The sequence below is a fragment of the Pseudomonas sp. F220 genome (assembly GCF_057813935.1).
Genome location: NZ_JBVASJ010000012.1, coordinates 112,955 through 138,051 on the forward strand (window position 1 = coordinate 112,955; position 25,097 = coordinate 138,051).

25 protein-coding genes and 1 pseudogene are annotated in these 25,097 nt (G+C 59.3%); 15 read left to right on the forward strand and 11 right to left on the reverse strand.

The window, feature by feature from the left end:
* Window positions 1-22: 22 nt before the first annotated feature.
* Both ACZYSM_RS13420 and ACZYSM_RS13425 read left to right on the forward strand, forming a co-directional pair.
* Window positions 23-133 (forward strand): annotated as a pseudogene (locus ACZYSM_RS13420) (PilZ domain-containing protein); the annotation flags it as partial.
* Window positions 134-143: 10 nt separating this feature from the next.
* Window positions 144-959 (forward strand): TatD family hydrolase, encoded by an 816-nt coding sequence (locus tag ACZYSM_RS13425; RefSeq protein ID WP_489071967.1) that lies wholly within the window; start codon window positions 144-146, stop codon window positions 957-959.
* A 288-nt stretch (window positions 960-1,247) separates the two neighbouring features.
* Here ACZYSM_RS13425 and ACZYSM_RS13430 read toward each other — a convergent pair whose 3' ends face one another.
* Window positions 1,248-2,381 carry an aminotransferase class V-fold PLP-dependent enzyme gene (locus tag ACZYSM_RS13430; protein ID WP_489071968.1) on the reverse strand — a complete coding sequence of 378 codons (1,134 nt, stop codon included), beginning with the start codon at window positions 2,379-2,381 and terminating at the stop codon, window positions 1,248-1,250.
* Between the two features lie 78 nt (window positions 2,382-2,459).
* Between ACZYSM_RS13430 and ACZYSM_RS13435 the strand changes: the two genes are divergently transcribed.
* The 6 genes from ACZYSM_RS13435 (at window position 2,460) to ACZYSM_RS13460 (ending at window position 7,408) form a co-directional block, all read left to right on the forward strand.
* A complete protein-coding gene (locus ACZYSM_RS13435) occupies window positions 2,460-3,098 on the forward strand; it encodes a TetR/AcrR family transcriptional regulator (protein WP_489071969.1) in 639 nt (212 codons plus the stop codon).
* 139 nt (window positions 3,099-3,237) lie between these two features.
* Window positions 3,238-4,206 (forward strand): GTP 3',8-cyclase MoaA, encoded by a 969-nt coding sequence (locus ACZYSM_RS13440; RefSeq protein WP_489071970.1) that lies wholly within the window; start codon window positions 3,238-3,240, stop codon window positions 4,204-4,206.
* 238 nt (window positions 4,207-4,444) lie between these two features.
* Window positions 4,445-5,047, forward strand: a complete 603-nt coding sequence (locus tag ACZYSM_RS13445) for a DUF4823 domain-containing protein (RefSeq protein ID WP_489071971.1) — start codon at window positions 4,445-4,447, stop codon at window positions 5,045-5,047.
* Between the two features lie 21 nt (window positions 5,048-5,068).
* Window positions 5,069-5,629, forward strand: a complete 561-nt coding sequence (locus tag ACZYSM_RS13450) for a DUF1285 domain-containing protein (RefSeq protein WP_489071972.1) — start codon at window positions 5,069-5,071, stop codon at window positions 5,627-5,629.
* A gap of 70 nt (window positions 5,630-5,699) precedes the next feature.
* Entirely contained in the window at window positions 5,700-6,413 is a 714-nt protein-coding gene (locus ACZYSM_RS13455; protein ID WP_489071973.1) for a GntR family transcriptional regulator, read from the forward strand.
* Window positions 6,410-7,408, forward strand: coding sequence for an ADP-ribosylglycohydrolase family protein (locus tag ACZYSM_RS13460; protein WP_489071974.1), 999 nt, complete (start codon window positions 6,410-6,412; stop codon window positions 7,406-7,408). The genes ACZYSM_RS13455 and ACZYSM_RS13460 overlap by 4 nt, the downstream gene beginning before the upstream one ends.
* 8 nt (window positions 7,409-7,416) lie before the next feature.
* Here ACZYSM_RS13460 and ACZYSM_RS13465 read toward each other — a convergent pair whose 3' ends face one another.
* Window positions 7,417-7,539 carry a hypothetical protein gene (locus ACZYSM_RS13465; RefSeq protein ID WP_489071975.1) on the reverse strand — a complete coding sequence of 41 codons (123 nt, stop codon included), beginning with the start codon at window positions 7,537-7,539 and terminating at the stop codon, window positions 7,417-7,419.
* Between ACZYSM_RS13465 and ACZYSM_RS13470 the strand changes: the two genes are divergently transcribed.
* Window positions 7,538-9,004, forward strand: a complete 1,467-nt coding sequence (locus tag ACZYSM_RS13470) for a purine-cytosine permease family protein (RefSeq protein ID WP_489071976.1) — start codon at window positions 7,538-7,540, stop codon at window positions 9,002-9,004. The two genes, ACZYSM_RS13465 and ACZYSM_RS13470, sit on opposite strands and share 2 nt — an antisense overlap.
* On the forward strand, window positions 8,997-9,917 hold the full coding sequence (locus tag ACZYSM_RS13475) for a PfkB family carbohydrate kinase (protein ID WP_489071977.1): 921 nt from the start codon (window positions 8,997-8,999) through the stop codon (window positions 9,915-9,917). Before ACZYSM_RS13470 ends, ACZYSM_RS13475 begins: the two co-directional genes overlap by 8 nt.
* A 126-nt stretch (window positions 9,918-10,043) precedes the next feature.
* Here ACZYSM_RS13475 and ACZYSM_RS13480 read toward each other — a convergent pair whose 3' ends face one another.
* The 3 genes from ACZYSM_RS13480 to ACZYSM_RS13490 all read right to left on the reverse strand — a co-directional run bounded on the left by ACZYSM_RS13480 (window position 10,044) and on the right by ACZYSM_RS13490 (window position 12,383).
* A complete protein-coding gene (locus ACZYSM_RS13480; protein ID WP_489071978.1) occupies window positions 10,044-10,304 on the reverse strand; it encodes a hypothetical protein in 261 nt (86 codons plus the stop codon).
* 81 nt (window positions 10,305-10,385) lie between these two features.
* Complete coding sequence (locus ACZYSM_RS13485; protein ID WP_489071979.1) at window positions 10,386-11,606, reverse strand: MFS transporter; 1,221 nt, start codon at window positions 11,604-11,606, stop codon at window positions 10,386-10,388.
* Window positions 11,607-11,729: 123 nt separating this feature from the next.
* A complete protein-coding gene (locus ACZYSM_RS13490) occupies window positions 11,730-12,383 on the reverse strand; it encodes an HD domain-containing protein (RefSeq protein ID WP_489071980.1) in 654 nt (217 codons plus the stop codon).
* Window positions 12,384-12,511: 128 nt separating this feature from the next.
* On the opposite strand from ACZYSM_RS13490, the gene ACZYSM_RS13495 reads away from it, so the two are divergent.
* On the forward strand, window positions 12,512-12,991 hold the full coding sequence (locus ACZYSM_RS13495) for a GNAT family N-acetyltransferase (protein ID WP_489071981.1): 480 nt from the start codon (window positions 12,512-12,514) through the stop codon (window positions 12,989-12,991).
* A gap of 65 nt (window positions 12,992-13,056) precedes the next feature.
* Here ACZYSM_RS13495 and ACZYSM_RS13500 read toward each other — a convergent pair whose 3' ends face one another.
* From ACZYSM_RS13500 to ACZYSM_RS13520, 5 genes are all read right to left on the reverse strand, one after another.
* Complete coding sequence (locus ACZYSM_RS13500) at window positions 13,057-14,379, reverse strand: MFS transporter (RefSeq protein WP_489071982.1); 1,323 nt, start codon at window positions 14,377-14,379, stop codon at window positions 13,057-13,059.
* Between the two features lie 227 nt (window positions 14,380-14,606).
* Window positions 14,607-15,239 (reverse strand): N-carbamoylsarcosine amidohydrolase, encoded by a 633-nt coding sequence (locus tag ACZYSM_RS13505; RefSeq protein WP_489071983.1) that lies wholly within the window; start codon window positions 15,237-15,239, stop codon window positions 14,607-14,609.
* A 12-nt stretch (window positions 15,240-15,251) separates the two neighbouring features.
* Window positions 15,252-16,004, reverse strand: a complete 753-nt coding sequence (locus ACZYSM_RS13510) for a maleate cis-trans isomerase family protein (protein ID WP_419118034.1) — start codon at window positions 16,002-16,004, stop codon at window positions 15,252-15,254.
* Between the two features lie 18 nt (window positions 16,005-16,022).
* Entirely contained in the window at window positions 16,023-16,841 is an 819-nt protein-coding gene (locus tag ACZYSM_RS13515) for an alpha/beta fold hydrolase (protein ID WP_489071984.1), read from the reverse strand.
* Window positions 16,838-17,986: an FAD-dependent monooxygenase gene (locus ACZYSM_RS13520; RefSeq protein ID WP_489071985.1), complete on the reverse strand. Its 1,149-nt coding sequence runs from the start codon at window positions 17,984-17,986 to the stop codon at window positions 16,838-16,840. Before ACZYSM_RS13520 ends, ACZYSM_RS13515 begins: the two co-directional genes overlap by 4 nt.
* Window positions 17,987-18,299: 313 nt before the next feature.
* Here ACZYSM_RS13520 and ACZYSM_RS13525 point away from each other — a divergent pair, with 313 nt between their 5' ends.
* From ACZYSM_RS13525 to ACZYSM_RS13540, 4 genes are all read left to right on the forward strand, one after another.
* Complete coding sequence (locus ACZYSM_RS13525; RefSeq protein WP_489071986.1) at window positions 18,300-19,352, forward strand: 2,5-dihydroxypyridine 5,6-dioxygenase; 1,053 nt, start codon at window positions 18,300-18,302, stop codon at window positions 19,350-19,352.
* 196 nt (window positions 19,353-19,548) lie between these two features.
* Entirely contained in the window at window positions 19,549-20,034 is a 486-nt protein-coding gene (locus tag ACZYSM_RS13530) for a MarR family winged helix-turn-helix transcriptional regulator (RefSeq protein ID WP_489072001.1), read from the forward strand.
* Between the two features lie 213 nt (window positions 20,035-20,247).
* Window positions 20,248-20,724 carry a (2Fe-2S)-binding protein gene (locus ACZYSM_RS13535; RefSeq protein ID WP_419118038.1) on the forward strand — a complete coding sequence of 159 codons (477 nt, stop codon included), beginning with the start codon at window positions 20,248-20,250 and terminating at the stop codon, window positions 20,722-20,724.
* A gap of 16 nt (window positions 20,725-20,740) precedes the next feature.
* Complete coding sequence (locus ACZYSM_RS13540; protein WP_489071987.1) at window positions 20,741-24,295, forward strand: molybdopterin cofactor-binding domain-containing protein; 3,555 nt, start codon at window positions 20,741-20,743, stop codon at window positions 24,293-24,295.
* 91 nt (window positions 24,296-24,386) lie between these two features.
* Here ACZYSM_RS13540 and ACZYSM_RS13545 read toward each other — a convergent pair whose 3' ends face one another.
* Window positions 24,387-25,049 carry a TetR family transcriptional regulator gene (locus tag ACZYSM_RS13545; RefSeq protein WP_489071988.1) on the reverse strand — a complete coding sequence of 221 codons (663 nt, stop codon included), beginning with the start codon at window positions 25,047-25,049 and terminating at the stop codon, window positions 24,387-24,389.
* Window positions 25,050-25,097 lie beyond the last annotated feature (48 nt).

Genomic DNA, 25,097 nt, shown 5'->3' on the forward strand with positions numbered 1-25,097 from the left:
CGAGCCTGAAATCAAGTATTCAGCAGCGGGTGTTGGCGTGCAGTTCTATGATGGTGACAACACCGTTCGAAACAGAATCGAAACCCACATGGCCGGAGCCCTGAAGTCCGACCGTCCCGCTCATACGATGTAGTTGCAGCCTTATGCTCGTAGATTCCCATTGTCACCTTGATCGCCTCGACCTTGCCGAACATGCCGGCTCTCTTGATGCGGCCCTCGAAGCGGCTCGTCAGCGCGGCGTCGGTCATTTTCTCTGTATTGGCGTGAGCGTCGAAAACGCCGCTGACGTCAAAGCGCTGGCCGAGCGCTATGCCGATGTCGACTGCTCGGTCGGTGTCCATCCGCTCGATGTGCAGCCGGGCGCAGCACCTGCATTGGATTGGCTGTTGCGCGAGCTCAACCATCCGCGGGTTGTGGCCATTGGTGAAACCGGTCTGGATTATCACTACGAGCCGGAAGCGGCCGAGCTGCAGCAGGAGTCTTTTCGCTTGCATCTGCAAGCCGCGCAGCAGACCGGCAAGCCCGTTATTGTCCACACCCGTGGCGCGCGAGCTGACACCTTGACGCTGTTGCGTGAGGCGGCGCTGCCTCAGGCTGGCGTGCTGCACTGCTTTACCGAAGACTGGGAAATGGCCAAGGCCGCGCTGGATCTGGGTTTCTATATTTCCCTGTCCGGCATCGTCACTTTCCGCAATGCCGATGCGTTGCGTGATGTCGCCCGGCAAGTGCCTGCTGATCGTTTGCTGGTGGAAACCGATTCACCGTATCTGGCGCCGATTCCTCATCGGGGCAAGCCGAACCTGCCGCAGTACGTTCGCGATGTCGCAGAGTTTCTGGCGATGTTGCGGGGTGAGCCGTACGAGCGTTTTGCCGAGCAGACCACCGAGAACTTCAAGCGGTTGTTTCCTTTGGCGCATGTCATGGATTGTAGGAGCGAGCTTGCTCGCGATGGGCGTTAACGATAACGCATGTTTTCTGAATAAACGCGTCGCCCTTGAGTCCATCGCGAGCAAGCTCGCTCCTACATAAATCGCAGGCAAAAAAAACCCGGGTTCTGGGGGGGGGAATCCGGGTTAAGACCATTAGGAGTAAAACAAAGGCACGCGGTCCATTGGTACCTTCATCAGCGCGCCACTTGGGGGAGATGTCACGCCGACAGTTCAAGTATTGATCACTATTGCGTTGAGTCCAGTCTGACCACTCTGTTTTTTAAACAGATTTGGAATACGCGCGCTTCGGTTGAGTTCTCATTGCTTGGCAATGGTCGCTAAAATTGCCAAAGTTTCGTCGATCACGCGTTTTTCTGTATAGAAATGCGGGGAAAAACGAATGCCAGGGCCGCGAGGGATACACACAACCTGTTGCTGTTTGAGTTGTTCGTAAACCACCTGATTATCGATGCCATCGATACTGAATGAGAAAATTCCTCCGCGCCGGGCGGGATTCAGCGGGCTATGCAGCTGCACGCCGGGAATTGCGCTCAAACCATCTTGTAGCCATTTCACGCGTTCGGCGATCAGCGCTACGACTTGATCCATGCCAACTTCTTCGAGCAGCGACAAACTGGCTTCGAGCGCCATGGCGCCGAGCATGTTCGGACTACCGCACTCGAAGCGACGTGCGCTTTTCGCAGGTTCCCAGGTGGTACGGTTGTAATCGCCCATGTGTTCGAGCATGTGCCATCCGAACTCATGAAGTTTAAGCTGCTCGCGCAGCTCACTACGGCAATAGAACACGCCCAGGCCTTCAGGCCCCAAGAGCCATTTGTGACCGTCAGCCATGGCGAAATCGCATTGATAGGCCTGGACATCAAAGGGCAGGGCACCCAGTTGTTGGATGGCGTCGATGCAGAACAGCACGTTCTGTTGTTTGCAGCCGGCGCCAAGGCGCTGTAGGTCCAGGCGCAGGCCGCTGGCGAACTGCACGGCACTCACTGACATCAGTCGGGTGCGCGGGCCGCAGGCGGTCAGCAGCGCGCCTTCGGGGTCATCGCCCTTGAGGCTGACCTGCACCACTTCCACGCCTTGCGGTACCAAGGCTTCCCAGACGATACGGTTGGAAGGGAATTCTTCGTCACTAATGACAATCTGATCGCCACTCTGCCATGGCAAGCCGAACGCGACAAAAGACAGCGCTTCCGAAGTATTTTTGACCAGCGCCACGTCATCTGTTGACGGCGCGTTAAGCAGGCGCATCAAGCGTTCACGCAAGCGCTGCTCAAGGGTCATCCAGTCGCAGTAGTCCCGTGCGCCCAGTAAAACGTTCTCCTGAGCGAAGCGAGCGACTGCCACGGCGGCTCGATTTGGCCAGGGGGCGACGGCAGCATGATTCAAATAACGCAGGCCTGGAGCCTGTACAAATTCATCAAGAAACGTAGACATGGTCGGATGATCCGTGCAATTTGGCGCAAGTTAGGCATAATACGCGGCTTCGATTTTGACCCCTACAGACCTTTTCTTATGCAGAAAGAACCTCGTAAGGTCCGTGAGTTTCGTCGCCGCGAGCAAGAAATTCTCGATACCGCGCTAAAGCTGTTCCTCGAACAAGGTGAAGACAGTGTCACCGTCGAGATGATCGCTGATGCCGTGGGTATCGGCAAAGGGACCATCTACAAGCACTTCAAGTCCAAGGCGGAGATTTATCTGCGCCTGATGCTCGACTACGAGCGTGATCTGAACGAGCTGTTGCACTCTGCCGATGTCGATAAGGATAAGGAAGCCCTGTCCCGGGCCTACTTCGAATTCCGCATGCGCGATCCGCAGCGTTATCGGTTGTTTGACCGCCTGGAAGAGAAGGTAGTCAAGGGTAATCAGGTGCCGGAGATGGTTGAGGAGTTGCACAAGATCCGCGCGTCCAACTTCGAACGTCTGACCCTGTTGATCAAGGGCCGCATCAGCGAAGGCAAGCTCGAAGATGTGCCGCCTTACTTCCACTATTGCGCATCCTGGGCGCTGGTGCATGGCGCTGTAGCGCTGTATCACTCGCCGTTCTGGAGCAATGTGCTGGAAGATCAGGAAGGTTTCTTCCAGTTTCTGATGGACATCGGCGTGCGCATGGGCAACAAGCGCAAGCGCGATACCGACACCCCCAGCAGCTGAGCCATTCAGTTGCTTTATTGCGGCATGTTTAGCTACATGACGCAGTACCTCAGGAATATACTCAGGCTTAGGGCTTGCTAAAACTTGATTTGTAAGTCAACTTTTAGTCTGTCCGAATATCCTTTCGCCGGAGTGATCCATGATCGTTGACCGTCAAGGCAGGCGTTTTCGCAATTTGCGGATCAGTCTGACTTCAGCCTGCAACTACGCCTGTACCTACTGCGTGCCGAACGGCAAGCGGCTGGTCGCTGCGCAGGATGAATTGTCGGCGGAGGCCATGGCTCGCGGCGTGGCTTATCTGATCGAAGCGGCCGGCATCGAACGCTTGCGCATTACCGGCGGTGAACCCCTGGTCAGCCCCAAACTGGAAGCCTTCATGGGCGCGGTGGGGCAGATGGGGCTGGCGGATATCAGCCTGACCACCAATGGCCAGCTCTTGGCGCGCAAACTACCGTTGCTGGTGAATGCAGGCATTCGCCGGATCAACGTTTCCCTCGATACCCTTGACCCTGGTGCCTTCCGCAGCATCGCCCGCGGCGGCGATCTGGCGACCGTGCTCGACGGTATGGATCAGGCGAACGCCGCAGGCATCAAGATCAAGGTCAATATGGTGCCGTTGCGCGGGCAGAACCTGGATCAGGTGATGCCGTTGCTCGATTACTGCCTTGAGCGCGGTTATGAACTGCGCTTTATCGAATTGATGCGCATGGGGCATTTGGCCAGCGATTCGAATGCCTTCTTGCAGCAGTTCGTCAGCCTTCAACAGCTGCTGAGCCTGATCGGCGATCGCTACGAATACCTCCAGGCCGATGCGCCGGTGGATGCCACGGCGGTGCGCTATGAAATCCCGGGTCAGGGATTCTTTGGCGTGATCGCCAATGAAAGTGTGCCGTTTTGCCGGACGTGTTCACGGCTGCGGCTGTCGTCCACCGGCTGGCTGCATGGCTGTCTGTCGTCGAGCAATCGGCACTACGTTGGTGACTTGCTGGACAAGCCGCGTCACCAAGCCTTGCCTGCTTTGCAGCGCCTGCTGGTGAAAGCCTTGGGCGACAAGCAGGAAGTCGCCTTCTCCGGTGGTGCGACCATCATGAAAATCATCGGCGGCTGAATGTCCGTCATCGCGAGCAAGCTCGCTCCTACATGAGATTTCCATCAGTCACACCTTTGTGATCTGACGCAGATTCAGTGTAGGAGCGAGCTTGCTCGCGATGACGGAGTGGCAAGCGATGAAGAAGTTTCTGACACCCTCAGATCCCTCCACCATTCCCAAACCCCTTTGAGCTGGCGCGGAAGCTGCATCCTGCCAGGATTCGCCGGTTTTCCGTCACCGGCCTCTGGAGGGTAGGATGCGTAGCCTGGTTTTGCTGCTGGCCATTTTGGCGCTTGGTGGCTGCATGAATGTCAGCGATCTGGGTGAGGGCGCTCGCTATCACATGAGCGATGCAGGCTTGCTTGATCACAGTGATACCCACCGCTCGAACTCGTTCCGCATACAGCCCGACTCCTTTATTTATATCGCCCAAGGTGCCTTTGCGCCGCCCGGCAGTGCCTATCCGCGACCAAACGTGGTCGCTGAAGAAGCCTTCAACGGCTTTGTCGAATACTTCCCCATGGTCCGTCGTGCCCGCGCACCTGAAGGGCTGGAGGAAGCGATGACCGAGGCCCGCGCGGCCGGTGCGCATTATCTGCTCTACACCCGTTTCGCCAAGGCTGACGACCGGATCGGTAACTCGGATGAATGGGCCGATCAGCAAGCTGTGGATCGCTTGGGGATCGACAGTGGCGTGATTCAGCTCATGCTGATCGAGACCAGCACCCAGTATTTGATTGATACTGCACGTATTCGCAGTCGTGGCGGTTTACTGACGTTCCACGACAACAAGCCAGAAGATTTGCTGGGTCCGCCGCTGGAGCAATACGCTCGCAGCCTGTTGGGCCTGAGCGACTAAGCAATACACGAGGAGAACACCATGAGCGGTCCGCAAAAAGCTAATGATCTGCTGGGACAAATTCCCAAATCCAAAGGCTTGCCGCCGGTCCACTTGTGGAATCCCGACTTCTGCGGCGATATAGACATGCGAATCGCCCGCGACGGAACCTGGTATTACCTCGGCACGCCCATCGGGCGTAAACCGATGGTTAAACTGTTCTCCACCATCATGCGTCGCGATGGTGACGATTACTTCCTGATTACGCCGGTCGAGAAAGTCGGCATCAAGGTCGATGACGCGCCTTTTGTGGCGGTTGCCCTGGAAGTCGAGGGCGAGGGCGAAACGCAGGTTTTGCGATTCACCACCAATGTCGAAGAACAAGCCGACGCCGGTCCCGAACACCCTTTGCGTGTTGTGATCGACCCCGAAACGCAAGAACCTGCACCTTACGTTCATGTGCGGACCAACCTGGAAGCGCTGGTCCACCGCAACGTTTTCTATCAATTGGTCGAGCTGGCGGTTTCCCGTCCGATCGACGGTCAGAATTGGCTAGGCGTCTGGAGTGGTGGGGTGTTCTTCCCCATCGGACTGGAGCCGTAAGGCCCTAATCTCACGTTTTTCAGAATGAATTCCTTGCCAGGTGATGCCGATTTCGGTTATCACGTTGTACATGATTAGACATGTTCGATTTGACAAGAAACAACGGGTGGTCGACGAGCTGATTCGGCGCATCGAAAGCGGCCTCATGGAGGACGGCTTTTTGCTGCCGGGTGAACATCAGTTGGCTGAAGAATTTGGCGTGAGCCGAGGGACGTTGCGTGAAGCGTTGGCCGAGCTCAAGCGGCGTAACTACATTGCCACTCAGAGCGGTGTCGGTTCCATCGTGACCTACGACGGCGTCGTTCTTGATCAACGCAGTGGCTGGGCGCAAGCACTGGCCGATAGCGGGGCGCTGATCAATACCGAAGTGTTGCGCCTGGAAGCGGTGCAACGGCCTGACCTCTTGAGCCGTTTCGGCACGGATCAGTTCATCATTCTGGAGCGTCGCCGGCGCGGTAACGACGGTACGCTGGTGTCCCTCGAACGCTCACTCATGCCTGCAACCGGTGGCCTGGAAAGCCTGCCGCGTGTGGGGCTGATCGATAACTCCCTGACCATTACCCTGGCCGCTTACGGCTACATCGGCGAACGCGGCGATCAATGGATCGGTGCCGAGCCGTTGAACGAGGAAGATGCCCGGTTGCTCGGGCGCCCGGTCGGTACGGTGTTTCTCAAAGCCTTGCGCACCACTTATGACCGCCGTGAGCGCTTCATGGAACAGGTCGAAAGCTTGCTCGATCCTGTGCACTTTCGGCTGCACCTTCAATTCGGCGAGCAGAAATGACCGCGCTCAATCGCGCCCTGGGCGCTTTTTACGGATTGGCGCTGGGCGATGCCCTGGGCATGCCGACCCAGTCATTGAGTCGCGCGCAGATCAAACAGCGCTTCGGCGTGATTACCACTCTGGAAGATGCCGGCCCGGATCAACCGATCGCCGCGAACATGCCCAAAGGCTCGATCACTGATGACACCGAGCAGGCGATTCTGGTCGGTCAGTTATTGATTGACGGTAACGGTCAGATCGATCCGTCCGTGCTGGCGCAGCGCTTGATCGAATGGGAAGCGGTAATGCAGGCCAAAGGCTCGCAAGACCTTTTGGGGCCTTCGACCAAACGCGCCATTGAAATGATTCTTGCCGGGCACTCACCTGAAGAGGCCGGGCGTTACGGCACCACCAACGGTGCGGCAATGCGCATCACCCCGGTGGGGATTGCGGCGGATGTCGCCGATCCTGAGCGCTTCATCGGGGCAGTCGTGCAGGCCTGCCAAGTCACCCACAACACCACGCTGGGGATCTCCAGTGCGGCGGCGGTGGCTGCGGTGGTTTCGGCCGGGATCAACGGGATGGGTCTGGACGAGGCATTGCACCTGGGCATGCAGATCGCGCAACAGGCTGAACGGCACGGTCATTGGGTCGCCGGTGGGCGTATTGCTTCACGCATCAGTTGGGCGCGGACCGTCAGCGTCGACAGTGACAAAGCGCTGTTGGCCGATGTGCTTTACGACGTGATCGGTACCTCCGTGGCCTCGCAAGAATCGGTGGTGGTCTCGTTTGCTTTGGCGCAACAAGTGGCCGTCGGCGAGATGAGCGCTTTTGAAGCGTTGTGCATGGCCGCAAGCCTGGGTGGCGACACCGATACTATCGCCGCGATTCTGGGAGCAATGCTGGGTGCTTGCCTGGGTATGCAGAGTTGGCCGACGGAGTTGATCGAGCAGGTCAAGAAGGTCAACGATCTGGACCTGGAGCCGTTGGTGCAAGGGCTTCTGAAGCTGCGCTAACCCACCGCTCACCGCAAAATCTGAAAATTCATCGCAATGGAACGCAGGAACACGGCCAGGAATGCCGGGATGTTGAGTCGACTTCCGAAATTGCCGACAACCACAATAATGGCAGCAGGAGCATCTTTCATGAGTTCATCGAACGCCGGGCAAAGCGCCGGGCAACTGGAAACCCGTGGCATCGAGCCGGTCCCGGAAGGGGAGTGTAACGGTCATCCGCTGCAACTGTTCTGGGTCTGGTTCGCTGCCAATATCAGCATCCTTGGCTTGCCGCTGGGCGCGACGCTGGTGGCGTTTCGCGGGTTGGCGATCTGGCAGGCGATCATCGTTGCCATCCTTGGCGCCGCCGGCTCGTTTGCCGTGGTCGGGATCATCTCGATTGCCGGCCGTCGTGGTCGTGCACCGAGTCTGACTTTGTCGCGAGCGATTTTCGGTGTGCGCGGCAACATTGGCCCGACCCTGGTCTCGCTGATGTCCCGCCTGGGTTGGGAAACCGTCAACACCACCACGGCGGCATTCGTACTGTTGTCGTTGTGCTCGATTCTCTTCAGCTCGCCGGTGGAAGCCAAAAGTGCGCCGCTGCTGACGTTGTTATTCATCGGCATCTTCGTGCTGCTGACCCTCGCGGTTTCCGGCCTCGGTCACGCGACCTTGCTGGTGATTCAGAAGTGGGCAACCTATGTGTTTGGTGCGCTGAACCTGTTGGTCGGCGGCTTTCTCTGCGCCACCATCGATTGGGCCGCAGTGTTCAACGCCACGCCAGCCCCACTGAGCGCAATGATCATTGGCGTCGGCACCATGGCTGCCGGCACCGGGATCGGTTGGGCCAACGCCGGCGCGGACATGTCGCGCTACCAGCACCGCAGTGTCAAGGCTGCACGGTTGGTCGCGTCGGCTGCGTTCGGGGCCGGTATTCCGCTGGTGTTGCTGATCACCCTCGGCGGTCTGTTGTCGGTGGGCAATAATGATCTGGCGTCTGCCACGGACCCGATCATTGCGATCCGCGACATGCTGCCAACCTGGATGGCTGTGCCGTATCTGATCACTGCATTCGGTGGGCTGTTGCTGTCGAATAACCTTTCGGTGTACTCGGCGGGCCTGACCACCTTGACCCTCGGTTTGAAGGTCAAGCGTGTGCATGCGGTGATCGTCGACATCGTGGCGATCTTCGCCGGGTCGATTTACTTCATGCTGATCGCCGACAGCTTCTATGGGCCGTTCATCACCTTCATCTCCTTGCTGGCGGTGCCGATCACGGCGTGGGTCGGGATCTTCGTGGTCGACTTGATTCACCGTCACCACTACAGCGCCAAGGATTTGCTGGATGTCAGCCCAAGCAGCGCCTATTGGTATCGTGGCGGCATCGAATGGCGCGCTTTCGGTGCCTGGGCGGTGGCGATTGTGCTCGGTTTCAGTTTCACCACGATTGGCACTACGGCGGAAAATATCTGGTTTGCCGGCCCATTGTCCGATTCCTGGCTTGGGCATAACGGCCTGGGCTGGATTGTGACGTTCATTGTGGCCGGTGGTCTTTATGCGGTGTTCGGCGGTGCGAAGGATCGTCGCGCCGCTTTTGTCGAGAACGTAAATGCCTAGATTGCTGCACACCGGCCAAGTGATGGTCGACCTGGTGATGTCCGTGGACAAGCTGCCGAGTTCCGGCGGCGACGTGCTGGCGCAATCCGCCAGCTTTGAGGCGGGCGGCGGTTTCAACGTGATGGCTGCGGCTCAGCGCAACGGCTTGCCTGTGGTCTATCTGGGGCGTCACGGTAAGGGCCGCTTCGGCGATCTGGCCCGCGAGGCGATGAACGCTGAAGGCATTCAGATCGGCATCGCCAGTAGCGCCGAGCAAGACACCGGCCTCTGTGTCGCGCTGACCGAAGCGACGGCCGAGCGCACGTTTGTTTCCTACATAGGCGCCGAAGGGGAGTTGTCGTCAGACGATTTGAGGAGCGTTCAGGTTCAGGCCGGCGACTATGTCTATGTGAGCGGTTACAGCCTGCTTCATGTAGGCAAGGCGCAGGCCTTGCTCGACTGGGTGCTTGGGTTGCCCGATGAAATCAAAGTGGTATTCGACCCAGGTCCACTGGTGGATTCGCCGGACTGCGAACTGATGGCTGCGTTGCTGCCGCGCATCAATATCTGGACCAGCAACAGCGTTGAAGCCCTGCGCTTTACGGGAGCTGAGCAGATTGCCGGTGCGCTGCTTCAGTTAGGTGGTTATCTGCCAGCCGAGGCGCTGATGGTGGTGCGCGATGGGCCGCAAGGTTGCTGGATTTGTCAGCAACAGCAAAGCCAGCATGTTCCTGGGTTCAGGGTCGTGGCCGTGGACAGCAACGGTGCCGGTGATGCTCATGCCGGGGTTTTTGTCGCTGCGCTGGCCGTCGGTTTGCCACCGGCTCAAGCGGCCCGCCGCGCCAATGCCGCTGCAGCGTTGGCGGTCACGCGTTGGGGGCCAGCCACCTCGCCGGGCACCGCTGAGGTCGATGCGTTGATCGCCAGATCGTAGGGGCATCATCCAGCGATAGTGTGCTGGCACGATTGCCAGGATCGTCCAAACGCGGCCCGAACCTCCGGCAGCTCCTTCTGACCCTGATGCGCAGGGTCAGCCTGGAAAGGTTTCGCAGCCTTCGATTTACTTGCGGGCGCCACCGTCACGGTCAGAGCCCGAGCCACCGGTGGTGGTTTTAGAACTGGTGCCCAATCTGGCGTTGTCCGGGACGCTGGAGTTCATGATGTCTGGGCGATGGGTATCGTTGCGATCAATTCGTGGGTCGGTCGCGGTGGCGGGGGATGGCGCCCCGTAGACTGGGTTGGTCGGGGCGGTTGAACCGGCGAAGGCTGCTGAAGACAGCAACCCGGCAAGGACAAGGGCAGGCAGTTTTGACATGTTCATGGCGTCGCCTCCACTTCTAGAGTCGTTACCCGTACTAGTCTGCTCCCGATTTCGATGGGTGGCTGAATTTAGACGAGTGGTCTAGGCGTTCTGCAGTGCCTTTTCGACTTTCATCCAGCGCCAGATCAGCCGCCCCACGGTAATCAGCCAATTCATCACCGCAACTGCCAGTATCGTGAGCAACAGGGCGGACATGCCTTGTTCGACGATGATCTTGCCGGCCAGCAGTGGAAAACCAAACACGCCTATGAAGTAGGCAAGGCTGAACAGCAGCAGGGATTGCGAGGTGGTACCGGCGGGGGCTTCATTGGCGGCCAGGCCGTTGATCACCGAATAGGTCAGCCCGTAACCGACACCGAGAATGACTGCCGCCAGTACATAGCTGAAGCCGTCGTCGACCAGGAATCGGAACATCACGATCGACACGACTATCAGCCCTGAGAGCAGGCAGGATGACCCATAGGCATCGCGTTTGACCACGATGCTGGCGATCAGCAGGCGGCTGGTGATCGCCGCACTCATGAAGCCTAAAAAGAACAGCGAATAATCCAGTGAGCGAGAGGCGGCGTAGCTGGTCTGGAAGCTCGACAGGCCACCAAACACGCATCCGCCCAGGCCGACCATGACGATCGAAAATACCGCTTTGGAAGAAAGCACCTGGGCTGCCGCCGACCAGGAAATCTTCGACATGGCAGCGGTTCCCAACAGATTGGGGCGGTGCTTAAGCGCCACTCCCAATCGCCAGAACATCACCACACCCATCAGGCTCGCCAGCGCGGCAATGTAAAAAGCAGTGGTGACGGGATAGCCCAACACGCTGGCCACACGGCCCAATAGCGGGCCGGAACCAATGCCGGTCATCATGCTGCCGGACAGCAGCGCGAAGTACTTGGCGCGCTGAGCGGGTTCGACCAGCATCGCCACAATGATCGGCCCCAGGGTGTAAAACACGCCCCAGCCGAGGCCAAGCATCAGCCCAAAAAACAATAAAGCATGACCGAACCCAGGCGTCAGCGCGAAACCCAGACTGGCCACCACCAGCAAGCAGCCGAACAGCGCAATCGAACGCGCAGCGCCCAACAGGTCTGACAAATGCCCGGAGAGGATCACCGCCACAAAGGTGCTGAGCATCGCGATCGAGATCACGTTACCGGCGTCATGCTCGTTGCCGCCGCGTGAACTGATCAGCAGTGACAATAGGAAGGTCGAACCGTAGGACAGTGAAAGCAGATAACTGGCAACGCAAAACAGGCCGAATAGCTTCCCTGAAACGATGGTGTCCTGATGAGTACCGGTCTGCATGAAAGCGTCTCTTGCCTGTTGGAGTTATGAGTCGCATTTCTAACACGCGAGGTGCAGGCGTTAGTTGTGTTCTTGCAGACTTCAGGGTTAGTCAGCGACGGAGTAAAGCACTGATTGTTGCTGTCAGCACAAACCGATCTCCTCCATAAACTCCTCCATGAATCGCTTCAACCGGTCATGGCGAATCTGCGCCAGCCGGCTGCCGGTCTGTGTTTGGAAACCAGCGGCCAGGTGCAGCAACTTGGTCTGGAAGTGATCGAGCGTGAAGCGCTTGTCGTCGTAATCGCGGGCCTTCGCCTCGGGGTCCTGCGGGTCGTAAAGCGCGCTGCCCATTCGCCCGGCGACATAAAACGTCCGCGCCACACCGAGCATTCCGAGGGAATCGAGGCGGTCGGCGTCCTGCAGGATTTTTGCTTCAAGGGTCGTCGGCGTAATGCCCGCCGAGAAACTGTGGGTCTCGATGGCGTGGGCGACCGCAGCGACTTTATCTTCCGGCCAACTCAAGCCAGCCAACACCTGCGAGGCTTTCTCCGCGGCCAGACGTGACGCCTGGGCTCTCAACGACGAGTTCTTTTCCACCGCCACACAATCATGCAAAAGCACCGCCGCCAGCAGTACCTCGAGGTCGCCACTTTCCACTTTGTGGATAACACGAGCGTTGTTCCAGACCCGATGCAGGTGCGACAGATCGTGGGCGCCATCCTCGGACGGCTCAAGCGCGTGGGGCAGGAGTGTTGCGGCAAGGCTTTGCAGCGGAGCGAAAGCAGTCGTGGTCATTGGGATCCTCGGTTGGAATGGCAGAGAGGGAGACAGATTAGCCTTGATTGCCCGATGATGAAATTTCAGTGCGTTCACGCTTGAAGCCGACTTAGTATGGCGTTTTCACTTCTGCACAAGGCCCGTCCATGACCATCGAGATTCGCCCAGCCGTGCCAAGCGATGCCTCACAAATCCTCGCGTTCATAACCGAACTGGCGGACTACGAGCGTGCCAGGCACGAAGTCATCGCCAGCGTCGCCGACATCGAGCGCAGCTTGTTCAGTGAGGGCGCCACTGCCCATGGCCTGATCTGTCTGCGGGACGGTAAACCGATCGGCTTTGCGGTGTTCTTCTTTAGCTATTCAACCTGGCTGGGGAGCAATTGCCTCTACCTCGAAGATCTCTACATCAACCCCGAACAACGCGGCGGCGGAGCGGGCAAGAAACTCCTGCGCCACCTCGCGCAAATCGCCTGTGCCAACGACTGCGGGCGCTTCGAGTGGAGCGTACTGGACTGGAATGAGCCGGCGATCCAGTTTTACAAGTCGATAGGCGCACAGCCTCAAGACGAGTGGGTGCGCTATCGCATGGAAGGGGAGAGGTTGAGAGAGTTTGCGCAGGGCTGATGGTCAATCGACCCCCTCGTCCTTTGGGGGAGAGGGGGATATCAGTTTGACGGCGAGTGTCGTGCTTACCTGTTCACCAGCTTCGCCGGTAATGCGATCACCAAAAAGCTGCTGAGAATCAAACAGCCGGCGAAGAACCACAAAGCCCCGGCGCTGCTGCCGGTAACGTCGATGGCCACGCCCATCAGCGAGTTGCTGACCAGGCCGGCGATGTTCGCCAGCGAGCAAGCGAGGGCGAAACCGGTCGCAGCAGCAGTGCCTTTGAGGAAGGTCGCCGGCAGGCTGAAGAACACCGGTACGGCGCCGATGATTGCCGCCGAGGCGATGGCGAACAGTGCAACGGTGGCGACCACGTTGTGGGTGAAGAAGGTGCTGGCCGCCATGGCCGCCGCGCCGATCAGAAACGGCACGATGATGTGCCAGCGACGCTCCCGATGCTTGTCGGAGCTGGCGCCGATCAGCAGCATGCCCAGCAGTGCAGCGATGCTCGGCAATGCGGTCAATACGCCGATATGGAAGGTGTCGATGATCCCCGCATTGCGGATGAAGGTCGGCATCCAGAAGCCCATGGCATAGGCGCTGAGCAGAATCGAGAAGTCGATACCGCCGAGCATCCAGACTTTCAGGTTGAAGAAACCGTCGCGAAAGCTGTGTTTGCTGTCTGCACCGCCGGCATCGTCGGCGCGCAGTTCATTTTCCAGCAGGGCCTTTTCTTCGTCGTTCAGCCATTTGGCCTGCTGAAAACTGTTGGGTAAGGCCCAGAAGGTCAAAATGCCGAGCAAGACACTGGGCACCGCTTCGATCAGGAACAGCCATTGCCAGCCGCGCAGGCCACCGAAGTTATCGAAATGGCCCATCACCCAGCCCGACAGCGGGCCGCCGATCACACTGGACAGCGGCAGGCCGATCATGAACAAGGCGATAATGCGCCCGCGTCGATAGGTCGGAAACCAGGTGGTCAGGTAGTACAAAACCCCTGGTAGAAAACCCGCTTCGGCAGCACCCAGCAGAAAGCGCAGGATGTAGAACTGGGTAGTGGAGGTCACCAGCATCGTGCAGGCCGAAAGCAGGCCCCAGGTGATCATGATCCGCGCGATCCAGATTTTGGCGCCGACTTTTTCCAGTACCAGATTACTGGGTACTTCAAACAGGATGTAACCGACGAAGAACAGTCCGGCGCCAAGACCGAACGCGGTTTCGCTGAAGTGCAGTTGATCGAGCATTTGCAGTTTGGCGAAGCCGATATTGATCCGGTCGAGGTAGGCGGCCAGGTAGCAGAAACACAGGAAGGGAATCAGCTTCCAGGTGATCTTGTGGTAGAGCGCTTGAGTCGGGTCGGCGACGGTGGTCGCGGTTGTTGTATCTGTATTTGCATTCGCAATGGGCATGGCTTGTGTCTCCTGGCGGTGACTTATGGTTTTTATACAGCCGCTTTTTCCAGCGCTCTGGGAGCGCCGGGGCGGCTTCCAAAGGCAGTTTCAGAAGACTGGGCACGCTCGTTTTATGACGAGCTGTGCTCAGTTTTTTTACGCTGGGAGGTGGTCAAAGTATCGATAAACACCTGACCCAATCCCGGCAAGACCAACGCTCTATGGCGCGGTTCTCGTTGTACGCATTACGTCCGTTCGAAGTGAGCAATCGCCTCCTGCTTGCTGACGACATCGCCGTACTTGCTGTCGATGTCGAACAGGTTCGCTTCATGGGGCGCCGGATGCCGGTCGCCGACGCATTCGCGTACGACGATGGTGCGGAACCCGTGTTGCACAGCGTCCACCGCCGTCGCACGAATGCAGCCGCTGGTGGAGCAGCCAGCCAGTACCACGGTGTCGATGCCTTGGGCGTGCAGCATCGAGGCCAGGCTGCTGCCAAAAAAGGCGCTGGCGTATTGTTTGCTGATCACCACTTCATCGGCGCGCGGCAACACCGCTTCGCAGAACGCCGCCAATGGGTTGCCTTCGACCATGTCTTTCATCACAGGGGCCTTTTTCACCCAGATGCCGCCGTCGGCGAAATGGCCGGGATGGTAGCGGATATTGGTGTGCACCACCGGGATGCCCTGACGCCGGGCGCTTTCCAGCAGCGCGACGCTTTCGGCAACGGCGCTGACTACACCAGGGGCGAACAGCGGCGCACCTTCGGTGGTGTAGCCGCGCATGAAGTCGATCATCAGCAGCGCGGCTTTTTGACCGAAACCAATGCGCTGGCCCCACACGCCTTGATAGTTGTCGTCAGCGGTTTGCTCGCTCATCGTGCTCACCTTTTAATAAGCGCCAGAGAGCAACGCGCCGGCACCGGGAACGATGGGTTCCAGGTCCAGAGCCTTGAGCATCGCGTAGGTGGTGGCGATGGCGGCCGTCAGCACGGGTTTGCCGGTCTGCGCTTCGACTTGCGCCACCACCGGCAGCGACTGCATCTGTACGCAGGCCGAAAGCACGATCACATCAACGCCTTCCAGATTCATCCCCGCGACGATGGCCGGCAGTCTGGCCGGATCGTGACGTGCCACTTCGAGGTTGTCGGGAATTTCCAGTGCGCGCCAGTCGACCACTTCAAAGCCTTCCTCGCGGATGTAATTGACCACCAGTTCGGTCAGCGGCTTCATGTACGGAGCAACAATGGCAATGCGTTTGGCGCCCATCACTTTGAGACCTTCGATCAGCGCGCCGGCACTGGTGATCACGGGTGCGTTGGCATCGTTATCGGCGGTGGCCTTGCGCAAACGCTGTTCGGATTGGCGGTGATAGCCAAGGCCCATGGCCATGATCGCGACGAGACACGCATAGCCGAGCACGTCGACTTTGGCATCGGACAGTTCGATGGCGCACCGGTCGGACTCACCGTCCATTGCCGCCAGCTCTTCCTTGCGCACTTGCTTCATGCGCATGCGGCTGGAGTGGAAGGTGAAGCGTTCCGGGCGGATCAACTGGCGCGCAGTAAGCATCGCCGGGATCTCGGTTTCCATGGTGGTGTTGGAGCTCGGCACGATCTGACCGATGCGATAAGGCTTGAGCATAAAAATCTCCCGATGCATTTAATTCAGGGGCGGGTTCAAACGTGCGCCGAGGAAATCACCGAAGGCGGCGAAGAAGCCTTCGAGGTCATCCCAAGGAATCATGTGCCCGGCGTTGGCGACGTGGGCGATGCGAATGTTCGGTTGCAGTTGCAGGATTTCGGCTTCGTCTTCGGCCTGAATGACTCCGCCGCGACCGGCGACCATCAGCAGGGCAGGGGTCTGAAGTTTTGGTAAATCCTGATGGAAATCGACGGCATGGAAATCGTTGAAGGCCCTGACGATTGCCGGCTCGTAGCAGGTGTGTAGCCATTCGGCGCGCAGCTGCAGTTGCTCATCTGTCCAGGTGGCGCAGAAGGCGCGCATCGCCTCGGCATCCATCCCGATCAGCGACTGGCGGATCGAGTCGACGTACCACGGCAGTTTGCTCGGGTACTCGCGACGACCCGGGCCGGACACCGGCGGGTCGATCAGCACCAGGCGGTTCACGCCTGCGGGATGACGGACTGCGCTGCGTACGGCAAAACGCGCGCCCATGGAATGGCCGACCAAGTGATAACTGCCCAGTTGCAGCGCTTGAGCGAACGCGCCGATGTCGTCGGCGCAGGTGTCAGCGCTGTAGTCCAGTTCCGGTCCGGTGGACGACAGGCCGCGACCGCGCACATCCAGCACGTAGGTGTCGAAATGCTCGCCGAGGCGTTCAGCGACGAAGCCCCAGGTAATCGCCGGGCTGGTAATGCCCGGAATCAGAATCAACGCCGGGCCTCTGCCGCCGTAGCGCAGGTAGTGCTGACGGATGCCGTTGGCCTGGACGTTGCCGCCGTGTACGAAAGTGCTCACGCGGCCACCCCCGATTTAAGCTCTTGGCCGTAGAGGTCATAACCGTAAACCCAGGCCGGATCTTCTTGAGTCCGCAGCCAGGTGTTGGCATTGGACACGGACTGCACCCGGGAGGCGCGCTCTTTGCGGTTGGCTTCGTAGAGTTCGAATGCGGTGTGGTAATCGCTCAGACCGGTTTCTTGCAGGCAGCGAGTCAGCATCGCCGCGTCTTCGATGGCCATCCCGGCGCCTTGGGCCATGTGTGGTTTCATCGGGTGGCAGGCGTCACCCAGCAGCACCAGTCGACCGCGACTCCACAGCGGTAGCGGATTGCGGTTGCGCAATGGCCACTTGGTCACGCTCTCGGTGGATTCGATCAGCGCCTGGACGGTAGGGTGATAACCCTGGAATGCGTCGTACATTTCTTCACGGCTGCTGTCGACGAACGCGCCCTGGAAATCCCATTCCGGGTGTGGCACGCCGGTGACGTAGTAGTACTCGTCACGCTTGCCGGTGGTGTAATAGACCATCATGTGCCGGTCCTCAGTCCACCACTTGATACAGTCTTCGAACTTCAAATCGTACTTGGCCAATTGATCGCCGCGGATCAATGCCCGGTGCGCAACCCAGCCGCTGTACAGCGGTTTTTCCGGGCCGAGCAGCTCTTCGCGAATCTTCGAGTTGATGCCGTCGGCGCCGATGACGATATCCGCGTAGGTCACTTCGCCGTCGCTGAACGTCAGGCGCACCTGGCTGTCGGTTTCTTCAAGGGTTTCCAGACGCTTGTTGAAGTGCACGGTGCCCGGTTTGATCGTCGACATCTGCAGCGCATGCAAGTCGCCCCGGTGCACGGTGACGTAGGACGCGCCGTATTCCTTGCGAGCGAAATCCCCCAGCGGGATGCGGGACAAGTAGTCACCGCTGATGCCGTCGCGGCTGAACCAGTGATCCGGGTGCGAGCCCATTTGGTCGAGCTGCTGCTCGATGCCCATGCGGCGGAAGATTTTCATGATGTTCGGGCCCATATGAATCCCGGCGCCGAGACGGGAAAACTCGGGGGCTTGTTCGTAGATATCCACCTGGAACCCGGCTTGTTGCAACAGCGTGGCGGCGGCGGCACCGCCGAGGCCGGCACCGACAATAGCGATTTTTTGTGTGCTTCCCATGGGGATTGCTCCTCTTTTTCTGGCTGACTGGCGGGATCTGTCCGCAAGGTTTTTAAAGTGTATACACTCTTTTTTTGAAATGAAAAGAGTGCCGCTAAAAAAATAAATTCGAACGGTATTTGTCCTGCGTAACGCTAAGTAACCATTGTTTGTTGGGTTTGTGTGGGTTTGTAACGTTATGGTCTGGCGCTTGCAGTCTGTCTCCAATTCAGGTCTTATCGTCTTTAAGTGGCGTACACGCTATAAGAATGCACTAGAGTGAAGCGCGACGCCTCTACTTGGTGCGACAGCAGACGATTCAAGGAGACAGGAAATGCCGGTAAGCGATTGCGAACTGACCCAGATGTTCGAGCACGTGTTAAAGCTGTCGAAAGTCGACCCGACGCAGAGCGTCGCCGTGCTCAAGAGCCACTATTCCAACCCGCGCACCGTGCGTGCCGCGATGGACGCTGCGCAGCGCCTCGGGGCCAAGGTTTACGCGGTGGAATTGCCCTCGTTCAACCATCCGACGGCGATGGGCAACGACATGACCGCCTACTGCGGCGACACCGCGTTAACCGGCAATATCGCGGCGCAGAGGGCGCTGGAAGCGGCGGATCTGATTGTCGACACGATGATGTTGCTGCACTCCCCGGAGCAGGAGCAGATTCTCAAGACCGGCACGCGGATACTATTGGCCGTCGAGCCACCGGAAGTATTGGCGCGAATGCTGCCCACCGAGGCCGACAAGGTGCGGGTGCTGGCGGCGGAGCAACTGCTCAAGCAGGCCCGGTCGATACACGTCACCTCCCGCGCCGGCAGCGATTTTCGCGCCGCGCTGGGGCAATATCCTTCAGTCACCGAGTACGGTTTCGCCGATGAACCGGGACGCTGGGACCATTGGCCCAGTGGCTTTCTGTTTTCCTGGCCCAACGAAGAAACGGCCGAAGGCGTGCTGGTGCTGGACGTCGGCGACATTCTGCTGCCGTTCAAGACCTACACCCGAGAGAAGATCACCCTGGAAATCGAGAAGGGTTTCATCACCTCGATCCACGGCGGTTTCGAGGCTGAATACCTGCGCGATTACATGAAGTACTTCAACGATCCCGAGGTCTACGGCATCTCCCATATCGGCTGGGGGCTGCAGCCGCGAGCGCAGTGGACCGCCATGGGCTTGCACGACAAGAACGATGGCATGTGCATGGACGCCCGGGCGTTCTACGGCAACTTCCTGTTCTCCACCGGGCCGAATACTGAGGTGGGCGGCACCCGCAAAACGCCGTGCCATCTGGATATTCCGTTGCGCCATTGCGATGTGTATCTGGATGATCTGGCGGTGGTTATCGGCGGCGATGTCGTCGCGCCTGAAGCTTCCCGCGTTATGTAACAGGACAATGATTCCCTGTAGGAGGCCCCGCAGCATCTTCGACGCGGCGCTGTCGCGCAGAGAACACCTGTAGGAGCACGGCTTGCCGGCGATGGCGTCGTTGAAATCGCCATCGCGAGCAAGCTCTGCTCCTACGGGGATCTGGGCCGCCCTGCAAGATGTGTTTCCCTTGAGTCCCACCTCCAACCTGTCCATCATGCTTTCCCACTGTTCATCGCCTTTCGAGCTTGCCGTGCCGGATACTTCTGATCTTTCTTCCTACGTTTTCTCCGAACAAGTCGGCCATTTGTTGCGCAAGGCCTATCAGCGACACTTGGCGATCTTCCAGCAGAATGTCGGCGACTCGCAGCTCACCGCCGTACAGTTCGTCACCCTCTGTGCCTTGCGCGATCACGGCCCGAGCTCCCAGACCGAACTGGTCAAGGCGACTGCCGTCGATCAGGCGACCATTCGCGGTATCGTCGATCGGCTCAAGGCTCGCGAATTGATTACCCTCGAACCGGACCCGCAGGATCGGCGCAAAGTCATCGTCGCTCTGACCGAAGCCGGCGACCGCCTGGTGCAGCAAACCGTACCCTGCGCCGGGCGCATTACCGAGCTGACCATGAGCAATCTCAACCCGGCTGAACGGGTTGCGGTATTGTTCCTCCTGCGCAAGATGATCGACGACCCCGAAGCCTGATCCCAATCTCCGTAGCCCCGTAGGCATCATTCGACCTTCAACGGTGCTCCAAACGCCAGGCGTTCGAATCTGGCATCGTTCTTGCTCTTGTTTCATGTAGTAACCACTTCATCAGTTAAGTGTGTCGCGAAGCCACACGTTGGTCCTGTTCGCGACTTTTCTTACGACTGTTTCGTGTAGTGATTACTTCATTAACTGAAGCGGGCGAAGCGGATGACGACGCAGGAAATCACGGTAGCGCTTGAGGTCAACGGCCACACCTCATCAGTCACAGCGATGGCGGATACGCCGTTGCTGTTGATCCTGCGCAATGACCTGCACCTCAACGGCCCGAAATATGGCTGCGGTCTCGGCGAGTGCGGCGCCTGTACGGTGATCATCGACGGGGTGGCGGCGCGTTCCTGCGTATTTCCACTGTCTGGCGCGGTCGGTCGCGAGATCGTCACCCTCGAAGGACTCGGCACCCGCGATGCACCGCACCGGGTGCAGCAAGCCTTTATCGACGAGCAAGCGGCGCAATGCGGTTACTGCATGAACGGCATGATCATGACCGCCAAAGCCTTGCTCGACCGTAATCCGCACCCCAGCGAAACACAGATCCGCAACGAGCTTTCGGCCAACCTTTGTCGTTGCGGCACTCATATCGAAATCCTTCGCGCGGTGCTGCGTGCCGCCCGTCAAACGCCTTGAACGTGGATCGATGACCATGACTGACGCAACGCCCACCCGAAATCAATTGCTGGCCAAGACCGGCGTTCTGCTGATCGTAGATGACATCCTGCCACCTTCCGGGCCAGTGGCCAAAGGCGGTACGCCTCGGATACTGCCCAAGGAGCTGGGGTTGTTTATCGCGATCAGTGATGACGGGCGGGTGTATGCCTTCAATGGTCATGTCGATCTGGGCACCGGCATTCGCACCTCGCTGGCACAGATCGTCGCCGAAGAGCTGGATCTGCAGCTCGATCAGGTGTGCATGGTGCTCGGTGATACCGAACGTGCACCGAATCAGGGCGCGACCATCGCCAGCGCGACCCTGCAGATTTCAGCGATCCCTTTGCGCAATGCCGCGGCTGAAGCGCGGCGCTTTCTGCTGGATCGGGCCGCCGAACGCTGGGCCGTGGCGGTTGCAAGCCTGAGTGTGGAAAGCGGCGTGATCAAGACGCCAGACGGTCGTACCGCGAGTTACGCCGAACTGGTGCGCGGCGAGCACGATGAGTTGCACATCTCCGGCAACGCACCGCTCAAATCGGCTGAAGACTATCGGTTGGTGGGCAAGGGCGCTGCGCGGGTCGATATCCCGGCCAAGGCCACCGGCGAGCTGACCTACGTGCACGACATGCGCGTGCCGGACATGCTCCACGGTCGAGTGATTCGCCCGCCCTATGCCGGGCTCGATTGCGGTGACTTCGTCGGTAACAGCCTGCTGGACGTCGATGAGTCGTCCATCGCTCATATTCCGGGGATCGTGCGGGTCGTGGTGATTCGCGATTTTGTCGGTGTCGTAGCGTTGCGTGAAGAGCAGGCGATCAAGGCCGCCCAGGAACTCGTGATCAGTTGGAAACCCTGGAATCACAAGCTGCCGGACCTGAGCGATATTGAGCAGGCAATCCGTGACAATCCGCGGGTGCAGCGCACCGTGCTCGATCAGGGCAATGTCGACGAAGCCTTGGCCGGGGCCAGTCAGAGGATGCCGCGCACGTATGTGTGGCCGTATCAGATGCACGGCTCCATCGGTCCGTCCTGTGGGCTGGCGGATTATCAGGTGTCAGGCATTCGCGTGTGGTCCGGTAGTCAGAATCCGCATTTGTTGCGGGCCGATCTGGCCTGGCTGCTGGAATGCCCGGAAGAGTCGATCGAGATTATTCGTATGGAAGCCGCCGGCTGTTACGGGCGCAACTGTGCTGACGATGTTTGCGCCGATGCTTTGCTGCTGTCGCGGGCCGTGGGCAAACCGGTGCGGGTGCAGTTGACCCGCGAGCAGGAACATCTGTGGGAGCCCAAAGGTACTGCGCAGTTGATGGACGTCGACGGCGGTTTGAATGCCGATGGCAGTGTCGCCGCTTATGACTTCCAGACCAGCTATCCGTCCAACGGTGCGCCCACCCTGGCCTTGCTGCTGACCGGACGGGTCGAGCCAGTGGCGGCGATGTTCGAGATGGGCGATCGCACCTCGATCCCTCCCTATGACTTCGAGCATATGCGGGTGACCATCAACGACATGGCGCCGATTGTCCGCGCCTCGTGGATGCGGGGTGTTTCTGCGTTGCCGAACACCTTCGCCCACGAGTCCTATATCGATGAGCTGGCGTTCGCCGCCGGTGTCGATCCGGTGGAATACCGGTTGCGTTATTTGCGCGACGAGCGAGCCATTGACCTGGTGAAGTCCACCGCTGAACGCGCGGCCTGGGCGCCGCGCACCGCACCGATGCAAACCCCGAACGAAGATCATCTGCTGCGCGGTCGCGGCTTTGCGTATGCGCGTTATATCCACAGCAAATTTCCTGGCTTCGGCGCCGCATGGGCGGCCTGGGTCGCCGATGTGGCCATCGACCGGCAGACCGGTGATGTCTCGGTCACTCGGGTGGTGATCGGGCATGACTCGGGGATGATGATCAACCCGGCGGGAGTGCAGCATCAAATTCACGGCAACGTTATTCAGTCCACCAGCCGCGTGCTCAAGGAGCGCGTGACCTTCGAAGAGTCGACAGTGGCGAGCAAGGAGTGGGGCGGCTATCCAATCCTGACCTTTCCCGAGGTGCCGCAGATCGACGTGCTGATGATGCCGCGTCAGAACGAACCGCCGATGGGTGCCGGAGAGTCCGCCTCGGTGCCGAGCGCGGCAGCGATTGCCAACGCGATTTTTGACGCCACCGGGATTCGTTTTCGCGAACTGCCGATTACCCCGGAGCGGGTGTTGGCGGCGCTCAACGCCGGGACCTGTGATGAGCCGGCAAAGTCGCCAGGCAAGCGTTCAAAATGGTTGTTTGGTTCACTGTTCGCGGCGTTCGGCGCGTTGCTCGGGATGGCCGCCACGGCTTGGCCGTTTCACACTGAAATCGCCCCGATTGCTCCGCCGAGCGCCGGCACCTGGTCGGCGGCGACCCTTGAGCGCGGGCGTTTGTTGGCGGCGGTGGGCGATTGCGCGGTTTGCCATACCGCGCCCGGTGGCGTGACCAATGCCGGTGGGCTGGCGATGGAAACACCCTTCGGCACGCTCTATAGCAGCAACATCACCCCCGACGTGAAGACTGGGATCGGCAGTTGGTCTTATCCGGCGTTCGAGCGGGCGATGCGTGACGGCATCGGCCGTGACGGACGCAACGTGTACCCGGCGTTTCCCTACACCGCGTTTCGCAATATCAACGACGCCGACATGCAGGCGCTGTATGCGTATTTGATGTCGCAACCCCCGGTCAACCAACCGGCAAAGGTCAACGCGATGCGCTTTCCGTTCAATCTACGGCCGTTGATGGCTGGCTGGAATGCGCTGTATCTACGGCGCGGCGAGATCACCGTGCAACCCGAACGTAGCGAGCAATGGAATCGCGGTGCGTATCTGGTCAATGGTCTGGGCCACTGCGCAGCCTGTCACTCGCCGCGCAACCTGATGGGCGCGGAAAAGGGCGGAGCGGCGTTTCTCGCTGGCGGTACGGTCGACGGTTGGGAGGCTCCGGCGTTGAATGGCTTGTCCAAATCGCCGACGCCGTGGACCGAGGAACAATTGTTCACTTACCTGAGCAGCGGTTATTCCGAGGCTCACGGTGTGGCGGCCGGTCCCATGGGGCCGGTGGTCAGCGAGCTGGCGAAACTGCCCAAGGCCGATGTGCGGGCGATGGCGGTCTATCTGGCCTCACTCAATGGCGCTCAGGCCGAAGCACAGGTGGTGGAGAAAGCCACCCGGCCGGCACCGGTAGCAAGCCTGTCATTGAGCAACGGCCAGCGGGTGTTCGAAGGCTCGTGCAAGGCCTGCCACGCTGACGGGCTCGGACCGAAGCTGTTTGGCGTCAGCCCGTCGCTGGCGAGCAATACCAATGTGCACAGCGATCAGCCGGACAATTTGATCAAGGTCATCCTGCAAGGCATCGCGGTGCCGGCCACCAAGGATCTGGGCTACATGCCGGGTTTCAAGGACAGTTTGTCGAATACCCAGGTGGCGGAATTGGCGGCGTATTTGCGCAGTCGGTTTGCTTCCAGTGCACCGGGTTGGGAAGGGCTGGAACAGAAAGTCGCGCATCTGCGGGCCAATCCCGGGACCCATTAAAAGCTTCGCGGGCAAGCCTGTTGTGGTCCAGTTTTTTTGGACCAATCTGTAGGAGCCGGGCTTGCCCGCGATGAGGACAGTGCAGTCAACGCTAATCCTGGCCAGGTCCGCAATCCGGCAACCTCATCACCCCACGCGCTACCAGGTCACTGATAAACCCCAACCAATCCTGCTGCTGGCGTTTATCCGCCAGGTCTTCGCCGAGAAACGAGCTAAGCGTGTGTTGATTGGAGTTATAGAAATAGCAGAGTGAGGCGATCATCAGGTACACATGCTTGAGGTCCACATCCTCGCGAAACAGCCCTTGCGCCTGACCGGCCTCGATGATCGGCCGCAACACTCCGACCGCTTCCCCTGAAAGCCGGCGCAGTTCACTGGACTGCTGCGCATGTTTGCCTTTGTGCAGGTTCTCGATGCTGAGAATGGCGACGAATTCCGGGTGTTTGACGTAGTAGTTCCAGACGAATGCCACTAGATCCTGCAGCGCTTTCAGGGGGGCGCTCAGGTCCAGCTTGAGTTTGCTTTCAGCCTTATTGAACTGTTCGTAGGTGTGTTCCAGCACGCAGATGAACAGTCGTTCCTTGCTGGTGAAGTAGTAATAAAGCATCCGGTCATTGGACTCGGCCTCGCGGGAGATGCTTTCGACCCGCCCGCCGGAATAGCCGTCGCGGGTGAAGACCTTGACCGCCGCCTGAAGAATCCGCGCGCGGGTCTTATCGGCTTGCTCGGCCCGAATGCCAGTCTTCTTGTTCACCTTGGGCTCTTCCTTCTGCGAGTCGGAAACGGCGGCGAATATAGCACG

Excerpts from the sequence above, each read along its gene's own strand:
- ACZYSM_RS13435 (WP_489071969.1), top strand. The coding sequence starts at position 2,460 with ATGCAGAAAGAACCTCGTAAGGTCCGTGAGTTTCGTCGCCGCGAGCAA.
- ACZYSM_RS13475 (WP_489071977.1), top strand. The coding sequence starts at position 8,997 with ATGCCTAGATTGCTGCACACCGGCCAAGTGATGGTCGACCTGGTGATG.
- ACZYSM_RS13425 (WP_489071967.1), top strand. The coding sequence starts at position 144 with ATGCTCGTAGATTCCCATTGTCACCTTGATCGCCTCGACCTTGCCGAA.
- ACZYSM_RS13440 (WP_489071970.1), top strand. The coding sequence starts at position 3,238 with ATGATCGTTGACCGTCAAGGCAGGCGTTTTCGCAATTTGCGGATCAGT.
- ACZYSM_RS13495 (WP_489071981.1), top strand. The coding sequence starts at position 12,512 with ATGACCATCGAGATTCGCCCAGCCGTGCCAAGCGATGCCTCACAAATC.
- ACZYSM_RS13480 (WP_489071978.1), bottom strand. The coding sequence starts at position 10,304 with ATGAACATGTCAAAACTGCCTGCCCTTGTCCTTGCCGGGTTGCTGTCT.
- ACZYSM_RS13490 (WP_489071980.1), bottom strand. The coding sequence starts at position 12,383 with ATGACCACGACTGCTTTCGCTCCGCTGCAAAGCCTTGCCGCAACACTC.
- ACZYSM_RS13460 (WP_489071974.1), top strand. The coding sequence starts at position 6,410 with ATGACCGCGCTCAATCGCGCCCTGGGCGCTTTTTACGGATTGGCGCTG.
- ACZYSM_RS13445 (WP_489071971.1), top strand. The coding sequence starts at position 4,445 with ATGCGTAGCCTGGTTTTGCTGCTGGCCATTTTGGCGCTTGGTGGCTGC.
- ACZYSM_RS13540 (WP_489071987.1), top strand. The coding sequence starts at position 20,741 with ATGACTGACGCAACGCCCACCCGAAATCAATTGCTGGCCAAGACCGGC.
- ACZYSM_RS13455 (WP_489071973.1), top strand. The coding sequence starts at position 5,700 with ATGATTAGACATGTTCGATTTGACAAGAAACAACGGGTGGTCGACGAG.
- ACZYSM_RS13500 (WP_489071982.1), bottom strand. The coding sequence starts at position 14,379 with ATGCCCATTGCGAATGCAAATACAGATACAACAACCGCGACCACCGTC.
- ACZYSM_RS13470 (WP_489071976.1), top strand. The coding sequence starts at position 7,538 with ATGAGTTCATCGAACGCCGGGCAAAGCGCCGGGCAACTGGAAACCCGT.
- ACZYSM_RS13510 (WP_419118034.1), bottom strand. The coding sequence starts at position 16,004 with ATGCTCAAGCCTTATCGCATCGGTCAGATCGTGCCGAGCTCCAACACC.
- ACZYSM_RS13430 (WP_489071968.1), bottom strand. The coding sequence starts at position 2,381 with ATGTCTACGTTTCTTGATGAATTTGTACAGGCTCCAGGCCTGCGTTAT.
- ACZYSM_RS13525 (WP_489071986.1), top strand. The coding sequence starts at position 18,300 with ATGCCGGTAAGCGATTGCGAACTGACCCAGATGTTCGAGCACGTGTTA.
- ACZYSM_RS13485 (WP_489071979.1), bottom strand. The coding sequence starts at position 11,606 with ATGCAGACCGGTACTCATCAGGACACCATCGTTTCAGGGAAGCTATTC.
- ACZYSM_RS13530 (WP_489072001.1), top strand. The coding sequence starts at position 19,549 with ATGCTTTCCCACTGTTCATCGCCTTTCGAGCTTGCCGTGCCGGATACT.
- ACZYSM_RS13465 (WP_489071975.1), bottom strand. The coding sequence starts at position 7,539 with ATGAAAGATGCTCCTGCTGCCATTATTGTGGTTGTCGGCAATTTCGGA.
- ACZYSM_RS13535 (WP_419118038.1), top strand. The coding sequence starts at position 20,248 with ATGACGACGCAGGAAATCACGGTAGCGCTTGAGGTCAACGGCCACACC.
- ACZYSM_RS13450 (WP_489071972.1), top strand. The coding sequence starts at position 5,069 with ATGAGCGGTCCGCAAAAAGCTAATGATCTGCTGGGACAAATTCCCAAA.
- ACZYSM_RS13505 (WP_489071983.1), bottom strand. The coding sequence starts at position 15,239 with ATGAGCGAGCAAACCGCTGACGACAACTATCAAGGCGTGTGGGGCCAG.
- ACZYSM_RS13520 (WP_489071985.1), bottom strand. The coding sequence starts at position 17,986 with ATGGGAAGCACACAAAAAATCGCTATTGTCGGTGCCGGCCTCGGCGGT.